The 8,601-nt window shown below is 29.4% G+C and carries 9 protein-coding genes; all 9 read right to left on the bottom strand.

Annotated elements, in window-relative coordinates; all coding sequences use genetic code 11:
- Positions 1–95 precede the first annotated feature (95 nt).
- Positions 96–434 carry an STAS/SEC14 domain-containing protein gene (locus HKP59_RS09635; protein WP_291806182.1) on the bottom strand — a complete coding sequence of 113 codons (339 nt, stop codon included), beginning with the start codon at positions 432–434 and terminating at the stop codon, positions 96–98.
- Positions 435–499: 65 nt separating this feature from the next.
- Positions 500–877: a glyoxalase gene (locus tag HKP59_RS09630; protein WP_291806180.1), complete on the bottom strand. Its 378-nt coding sequence runs from the start codon at positions 875–877 to the stop codon at positions 500–502.
- A 69-nt stretch (positions 878–946) separates the two neighbouring features.
- On the bottom strand, positions 947–1,834 hold the full coding sequence (locus tag HKP59_RS09625; RefSeq protein WP_291806177.1) for a dienelactone hydrolase family protein: 888 nt from the start codon (positions 1,832–1,834) through the stop codon (positions 947–949).
- Between the two features lie 180 nt (positions 1,835–2,014).
- Positions 2,015–2,818, bottom strand: coding sequence for a DUF4198 domain-containing protein (locus HKP59_RS09620; protein ID WP_291806174.1), 804 nt, complete (start codon positions 2,816–2,818; stop codon positions 2,015–2,017).
- Between the two features lie 183 nt (positions 2,819–3,001).
- A complete protein-coding gene (locus tag HKP59_RS09615; RefSeq protein WP_291806171.1) occupies positions 3,002–3,250 on the bottom strand; it encodes a hypothetical protein in 249 nt (82 codons plus the stop codon).
- A 121-nt stretch (positions 3,251–3,371) separates the two neighbouring features.
- The gene (locus HKP59_RS09610) at positions 3,372–3,905 is read right to left on the bottom strand and encodes a hypothetical protein (RefSeq protein WP_291806168.1); all 534 of its coding nucleotides are present in this window, start codon (positions 3,903–3,905) and stop codon (positions 3,372–3,374) included.
- Positions 3,902–4,600 (bottom strand): methyltransferase domain-containing protein, encoded by a 699-nt coding sequence (locus HKP59_RS09605; RefSeq protein WP_291806166.1) that lies wholly within the window; start codon positions 4,598–4,600, stop codon positions 3,902–3,904. Before HKP59_RS09605 ends, HKP59_RS09610 begins: the two co-directional genes overlap by 4 nt.
- Before the next feature lie 138 nt (positions 4,601–4,738).
- A complete protein-coding gene (locus HKP59_RS09600) occupies positions 4,739–8,299 on the bottom strand; it encodes a T9SS type B sorting domain-containing protein (RefSeq protein WP_291806163.1) in 3,561 nt (1,186 codons plus the stop codon).
- A 90-nt stretch (positions 8,300–8,389) separates the two neighbouring features.
- On the bottom strand, positions 8,390–8,601 hold a 212-nt coding region (locus HKP59_RS09595; RefSeq protein ID WP_291803510.1), incomplete at its 5' end, for a T9SS type B sorting domain-containing protein.

The following is an 8,601-nucleotide window of genomic DNA, read 5'->3' as shown; positions in this document are numbered from 1 at the left end:
AATAGTTTTCAATAGTAAATTTTTGCTTAAATCTTTTGTGTTTTATTCTAAATATGTCAAGTGAAAAAGGAAAAAATCATTGCGTTATTTTTTAACTAATCAGCTAACCATTTTAAAGCCGCTGTTTCAGTAGAAAATAATTTTACTTTAAAACCAACTTCAAGATATACAGATTCTTCAAAAAGCATGGAAGCTGCAGCTGAATATGAGTCATCTACAATTAATGCTTGTTTTTTGCCTTCTACAATATGTTGAATAGCTTTCATAAACTCAACTATTTTTGGAATTTCTTCAATAGGTATATTAAACTTTCCATTTCTGTAATCTGAAAGTAGATTGTATTTTAATTGTGTGAATTCATTTAAACTCAAAAATACACTCCACGCACTTTCAATATCTTGTGCATTAATTAATCCAGAATGTGTATATCTAATAATTTTTAACTTATGGTTGGTTGATATAGAATAATTTATTTAGGATAGAGTACTTATTTATGGATTCATATTCTCTTTACAGTTAAGAATTTCTCTTTTATCATGGACATAATTCTTTTGTTTATATTATTATACATTGGAAGATATATTTGATATTCATCTACAGTAAAATGTCCAATAATAAAACTCCTTGATTCGGTTTTAAAGAGTATATCATTTTTTAAAATGTTAGTAATAGTATCGTTCTTTTTAGAATCATTAAATTCAAGAAAGGGAATCTTTTTTTTAGCTAAATAATAATCAAAATGGGCAACTAATAAATCATGTTGTAACTTTATAATAGGCCTTAGGGTCTGATTTTGAAATTTCTCTTCAGGTTTTTTATTTTCTAAAGACCCAATATTATTAATATTGGGTCTAATGCTTATTTTATTTTCAATCATTATTTTAATACTTGTATTAGCTGACTATTACTTGAAATCATTTTTTAAAATTAATTTATAGTAATTTCATTAAATCAATTTTTCTTCAAAAAATTGAATAGTTCTTGTCCAAGCTAATTTTGCAGCAGATTCATTATACCGTGGCGTGGTATTATTATGAAATCCGTGGTTTACATTTGGGTAAAAATGAACGTTATATGAAATAGAATTAGCTTTCAATGCTTTTTCATATTCTGGCCAGCCTGCATTCACTCTTTTATCTAAGTCTGCGTATTGAATTAATAAAGAAGCTTTAATTTGGGCAGTCTCTTCAGCAGATGGTTGGCCGCCATAAAAAGGTACAGCAGCTTGCAGGTTTGGTAATTTTACAGCCATCATATTTGCTATCCAACCTCCAAAACAAAATCCAACAACACCAACTTTTCCATTACAATTAGGATGATTTTTAAGAAAATTAAATGCAGCAATAAAATCTTCTAACATTTCATATCGATCACGTTGTCGTTGAAGAGCTCTTCCATCATCATCGTTTCCAGGATAACCACCTAAAGGTGTAAGAGCATCAGGTGCAAGACTTATAAAACCATCAAGTGCTGCACGTCTTCCAACATCTTCAATATAAGGATTTAAACCTCTATTTTCATGTACAACAATAATTCCTGGTAATTTTGCATCCATATTGCTAGGATTAGAAAGCAAACCTTTTATAGTTCCACCTCCTTTCGGAGACTCATAATTTATAAACTCTGATTTTAACCTTGGATCATCTTTTGGTACTTCTAATGTATCTTTATAGTTTGGTGACATAAAGCTTAGCAATGAGCCTATAGTAACACTACCGGCAGCATACATAGATAGTTTTTGAATGAATTGGCGTCGTTCAATTTTATTATGAGCATAATCGTCATACAAATCAAATACATCTTGACTAATGTCTTCTTTTTTTAGTTTTTTCATTGGAATAAGAGTTTTTGTTTTTTTGTAAGTTATAAAATATTAGGAAGCTACCAAAAAAATTAGCATAATCTAAAATGCTTCTGTGCCGTTTTAAACTATATTCATTTTTTTGTCCTCTTTTATCAACTATACAATAATACGTTATTATTTACTTTTAGAATTAAATATTCTCAGGAACCTTTAATCATTGTTTCTAATTCCAAAGCTGAAAGTAGTCCAAAAACTTTCCCAGTCTGCATCAACTTTATCTGGAGCTGGTATCATATGCGTTGCGTGTAAAAACCAATCACCTTCTCTTTCTAATTTAAATGAGCAAATACCTTCATCATCTGTTCTCGAAAATTGATAGATTGACGATTCGTTTCCATTTCTATTTCGAGCAGTAATCACCTTATTTTGTAAAGGTTCTCCCATAAATAAAACTTTTGCACTTATCCAATCTCCTTCATTGAGCGTATAAGGATTTTTCAATAAGACGATTTCAAAATTTTGACCAACTACTGTTTTATAAATATCATCATTCTTTTTTGGATTACTCTGAATAAGTGTTTTTAAATACCGTGTATATCTTTCTGTTTGATTTTGCTTGTTTTTGCTGTCAATAGTAATATTTTCGATATTATCTACTTTTAAATAATCAGTAAATTCTTCATTAGGCAAGGTTATTTGAGCATAATCTCTTTCCATGTGAATAAGGCCTAAACCTTTAAAATTTACATTCATTTCTAATATTGGTAAGTCACCTTCCGTTGTGTTTTTTAATAAATTGGTAGTGCCATTTTCATTAAACATTTCAAATTTCTTTGTAATCGATTTTTGAATAGGCCTTTCTATTTGAATATTAAAACCATCTGCTACAAAAAGATGAAGTTCTATTTTTTCGCCTTCTTTTACAAAGAAATTATAGGCTATTAAAACATATTCGTGTGCAAAAAGTGTTGTTGCTAAAAATATTGACACTAAAATGGTGATTGGTTTTTTCATAATTTATAATTTAATGATTTAGGTTTTAAAATTTTTTATTTCAATAAAATTTTGAATACATAAATTTAAAAAATTATTACGCTGAAAATACAGTTTGTAATCTAGGTTGCAGAAGTTAAATAAATGGAGCAGATACTTTAGCTATTGAATGTGTTTTGATTGCATATGACTTTTATGAACTCACTATTTTCTCTCCTCAGGTTTTCTTGTAATCACAAAATAGAGTACATATAGCCAACTAAATATGCCATGTAAAAATGCTAGCAGAACAGATTTATTCCTCTCCCAAGAAACAACAACGGCCAATACACTTCCTAAGCCAATACCACTGCTTATTGCTGTATTCCTTATTCCGTTATTTCCATTCTGTTGACTGTAACATTCAATTGAAGTAAATAAAATTAGAAGGAATAGTGTATATATTTTATTCATATCGTTTTTTTAGGTTTAAAATTCTAGTAGAACCATAACTAAGATATTACAGAATTATTTTAGCTTCAAAAGGTTGTATATTATTCATTTTGGAAGTAACTATTTTTTAAATAGAGGATTCTTATTTTCTAGTTGCTAAAACTACAATTGCTGTAATTAAAAAACCCAAACTAAATAAAAAAAGAATTGAGAATTTTAGAATGCTAAAAAAAGACTCGCTATTTTCTTTTTGTCTGAAGGCTAATTTTTCTACTAATGTGTTATTAATTTTTGATATGATTGTTACTTCTTGCCTTTTGTTATTTTTAAATTGCCCAATACTTTTATATTTTTTTTGGTAGATAGTATAAGTAAAAGTTGTTGTACTTTTAGGAGGTGTGTTTGTTGTATCCCTCTCAATTGTTATAATTTTTGGATAATCTTGTTTGGTAATACGATAATTAAAATCAGCTATTTTTTCTGAGTTCTCTTTGCTTGACAATTCAAATAAGTCATAAGTTCCTTCATTTAATATAATTTTATATTCAGATGACATTTCAAACTCTTTAAAATCATTTTTAAAATTTCCACTAGCAGTGATAATTTGATTAAAAAAATAGCTAGCTGATAGCATAGAAATTAGTAGAACGATTACAAGGATATTTCTTTTTTTCATGGATTATTTGAGTTGTTTACTGTTTTTAATTTTCCAACAAATAGTATAGAAGCTATTGACTTAGTTTTAGGGTGAATGGGTTCAATAATTGAATTAATTATAAATCCATTTGTAACAAATAAATTTATCCAAGTGTCTAAAGTTCTAAAGTACCAAGGAGCAGGATTCGTAAAACTATCACTAAAACCTTTCCAAGATCCTTTTCTCCATCCATCTTGATATGCTGAATCTCCGCAGCCTAAAATTGGATGTAATGTTTGAACAATGAAATATCCATTTTTAGTCAATAGTTCGGGTAAATTTTTAAATATTTTTTTGACTGATTCATTTCCAATTAATGAAAAATTGCAAACGGCGACATCAAATTTTTCATGAATATTCTCTTTGGAGATATCTTCATAAGGTATGAGTTTGAAGTTTCCTTTACCTTTTTTTGTGGCTTCATCAATTAATTCAGGTACAGCATCAATTCCCAGAGTTTGAATTCCAAAGTTATTTAACTCTCTTGATAACCAACCTTCTCCACAACCAATATCTAAAACATTTAAAGGGTTTTTATCTAGAATGCAATCGACAATCGCTTTGTTTGTAACTAGTATTCTACTTTCAATTTCGCGATGTTCAATGGAATTTATCCAGGCCTTAGCATTTTGATGCCACGATTCCAAAATTTTTTCATCAGAAAATTCAGACATTACTTTACTTTTAATTCACTCTATTTGTAAAAGGGAAAATATTTATTTAAAAATAAAAATAGGTAATTAATACTTCACGTCAAAAAAATAAGTAATGCCATTTTAAAATTTTCCTTCACACCTTTAAAAAAGAAAATATTAACGCCTAATTAGACTGAAGTGACCTTTTATAACTCTACTGTCATCTAGTTCAACTCTATACCAATAATCCGTAGAAGGTAACGGATTTCCGTTGTAATAGCCATTCCATCCAGTTCCTAAAGGATTTAAAATAGCCAATAATTTTCCAAATCTATTAAAAATGTAAATATTTGAAGTTGGCTGAAATTTTATACCTGATACGTGCCATGTATCATTATAACCATCACCATTTGGAGTAAAAAAGTTAGGGATATTAATTACAGAAACATCTATACTAGCTTCTAAACAATTTTCTACATCTCTTATTTTTACTGTATGTAAACCAGCCTGTAGGTTGTCGAAATAATTATTTAACGAGAATTCAAAGTTATCTATTGAGAATTCATAGGTGCTTATGGGTAAATTTGTTGTTAAGACAGTAATAGAGTTATTTACTGAATTGTCTTTTAGAACAATATTATTTTTATCAAAATTTAGAAGAGGCGAAGTAGGAATACTGTTAATTTTTATGTTCTTTGTTTTTATGCAATTATTTTGATTAATAGCAGTAACTTTATAAATACCACTTTGACTAATATTTATGCTAGGTGTATCTCCTAGAAATTCATTTTGTTCATTTACCCAGAGGTATTCATAAATATCAGCAGGATTTTCTATTCCAATTTCGTAGCTTAAAGATAAAAAACAAAAATCTTGAGAATCGGCTAAATCAAACACAGGAACTGGATCAACGTATAAGCTAATAAGAGTTTCTATTTTAAAACAATCAATAACATTGTGATCCACTCTCACCACAATTTGTTGATTAAAAGGAGAAGTTGTTTTTCTAAAATTAGTTGGATCAATTTGATTTATTTGGGCCAAAGCATCATTGATAGATTGATAATAGGTTACAGTTAAATTGGTTTGAGGTAAGAGCGAATTTAAAATTTGTGAAGTAGCGCTGCTAAAGTCAAATGTGGTAATTCCGTTTAGATCATTGCCATCTACTAGGTCATCACATTGATTAAACGGAAGCATTAAATTAGAAGAAATATTAATAGAGACAACTTCTAAATTAATTTGAGCGGTTGTAAAGCAGTTGTTACTATTTACAATTCTAGCCCAAACAGATGCTGCAGTTGCATTTGAAAAGTTTAGTGGATTTACAATAGGATTTACATTATTTATGGCATCATTTTGGGATAAAAAATAGGTAAATGTTTCATTTAAGTAATTAGAAGATAGTAGAGGTTTCGCATCATTAAGGTTAAAATTCATTATACCATCTAAGTCATCATCACATGAAGTTATGTTCACAGGTGTTGTTATAATAGGTAGCGAGTACATATTTACCTGAATAGATTTAGATTTTACACAATTAGTTCCATCTGTTTTGGTAGCCGTAACAGTGTATAACCCTTGTGAATTAACATTTACTGAAGGGGTATTTCCAATGACGATCCCACTAGAATCTTCCCAAACATATGTATAGATTTCTATAGGATTTTGAATACCAATTGTGTGAGTTGAACCATCTAAGCAGAAATCAATAGAACTGTCTAAATTAAATACAGGAACTGGATCAACATTTAAAGTGACATGTACACCAACACCAAAACAGGAATCAGTTAAACTATCCACTCTCACCACAATTTGTTGATTAAAAGGAGAAGTTGTATTTCTAAAATTAGTTGGATCAATTTGATTTATTTGGGCCAAAGCATCATTGATAGATTGATAATAGGTTACAGTTAAATTGGTTTGAGGTAAGAGCGCATTTAAAATTTGTGAAGTAGCGCTGCTAAAGTCAAATGTGGTAATTCCGTTTAGATCATTACCATCTACTAGGTCATCACATTGATTAAACGGAAGCATTAAATTAGAAGGAATATTAATAGAGACAACTTCTAAATTAATTTGAGCGGTTGTAAAGCAGTTGTTACTATTTACAATTCTAGCCCAAACAGATGAAGCTGTTGCATTTGAAAAGCTTAGTGGATTTGCAATAGGATTTACATTATTTATGGCATCATTTTGGGATAAAAAATAGGTAAATGTTTCATTTAAGTAATTAGAAGATAGTAGAGGTTTCGCATCATTAAGGTTAAAATTCATTAGACCATCTAAGTCATCATCACATAAAGTTATGTTCACAGGTGTTGTTATAATAGGTAAGGGGTAAATATTTACATCGATTTGTAATGTCGTAATTACTCCACCAAAATCAATATTTGTAGTTACTGTGTAAATTCCAGGTGCCGTGTATATGTGTTGTGTCTCAGTACCAGATTCTATTGAGGTATTTCCATCTCCAAATATCCATTCCACGCTATTTATTGGAGTAGTAGAAAAAATATTAAAAGTAGTTAGTTCTCCTTGACAAACATTATTAGTTGAAATTGAGGGATCTAAAAAATAAGATGATAAAAAAGGTGGTAAACCTTCAACTACTTTATGTGTTGGAAAAGCACCTCCTTGTGTTACATCAATTTTATTTTCTTCATAAAAACAAGAGATACCATCTAATTCAGGATTATTAATTACTCCTAAATAATTGGAGCCAATCTGAGAAGTACCTTGAGACAATGATAAAGCATGGTATATTTTTCCATCTAGGGCGAGCTGTAAAGCTCCTCGATAATATGTATTTGAGAGATATATAAGGGTTCTTGTTCCAGAAATTAATGGTGTAGGAACTGTTAAATCATATTGAACTATTTTACTGGGTAGTGTTCTTCCACTTGGTGTTAATTTATCGGAGGATACATATAATTTGTTTGTCTGCAAAGAGAATTCAACGCCGTAAGGTGTATCATCTAATTCATCTAAATCCAATTTTAATTCATTACTTATAAAACCAGTTGAATTATCAAAATCATAAAGCATCATATTTGGATCAATTCCATAATTTGCACAAGCTATTTTAGTACCGTTGGGCGATATTTTCAAATACCCAATTGAAGAAGTTGTATTTAAAGTAGTAGTGAAAGTATTAGCAGTACTTAATCCACCAGCATCCAAACGCCAATATATAAACTGGTTATTTCTAAAAGTAATTATCCAATATGAGTTGTTGTCAGCATGTTTTGTAGCGGCTATTTTTTCAAATGCCCATGGTAATATATTAATGTTTTTTGTAGTTGTAATATCACCTAATCCACTCCTAAGTGTCATATCTACTATAGAATAATTAATACCTTGCCCCATTGCTGGAACTCCTCCGGGATTGTCATCAACGGTAAATATATAAAATTGATTAGTGTTATTAGGTTTTGGAATAATAATAGCAGATTGCGAACTTGAAGAATCACCTCTTAGACCATTACCGTTTGTCATAATAGTGTGTGTTTTGTCCCAAACAGTTATTCCATCTGTATAAAATAATAAATTACCGGAAGCGTCACTTATACTAGCGCAACCTTCAGCTGTATTTAGTTCGCCATCAGTTAAAACTACAGGAGTTCCTGAATTAAAATCTAACCCAGCATTTTCTCCAAAATACCAAATGGCAGCTTCGTTTTGGGAATAAAATAGTAAGGGGGTTAGGAAGAATAAGAAGAGAACTAATCTTTTCATAGGAAAAGAAATTAACCAGTATAAATATATTATAAATCATTTAAAACAAATAATTTAAACTGAAATATTTATAAACAATAAATTAGCATTTTATCTTCTAATTAAGCTAAAGTTTCCTTTTTTGGTTCTAATTTTTCCATTGAGATCAATTAATTCTACAGAGAACCAATAGTCTGTTGCAGGAAGTTGTTGCCCATTAAATATGCCATTCCAGCCATTTCCTTCAGGGTTAATTTGAGTAATTAATTTTCCAAACCTATCAAAAATATAGATATTAGAATTTGGGTAAAAAATTTCATTAA

The sequence above is a fragment of the Lutibacter sp. genome, from assembly GCF_013041805.1.
Taxonomy (GTDB): domain Bacteria; phylum Bacteroidota; class Bacteroidia; order Flavobacteriales; family Flavobacteriaceae; genus Lutibacter.
This window is presented reverse-complemented; position numbering and strand designations above follow the sequence as displayed.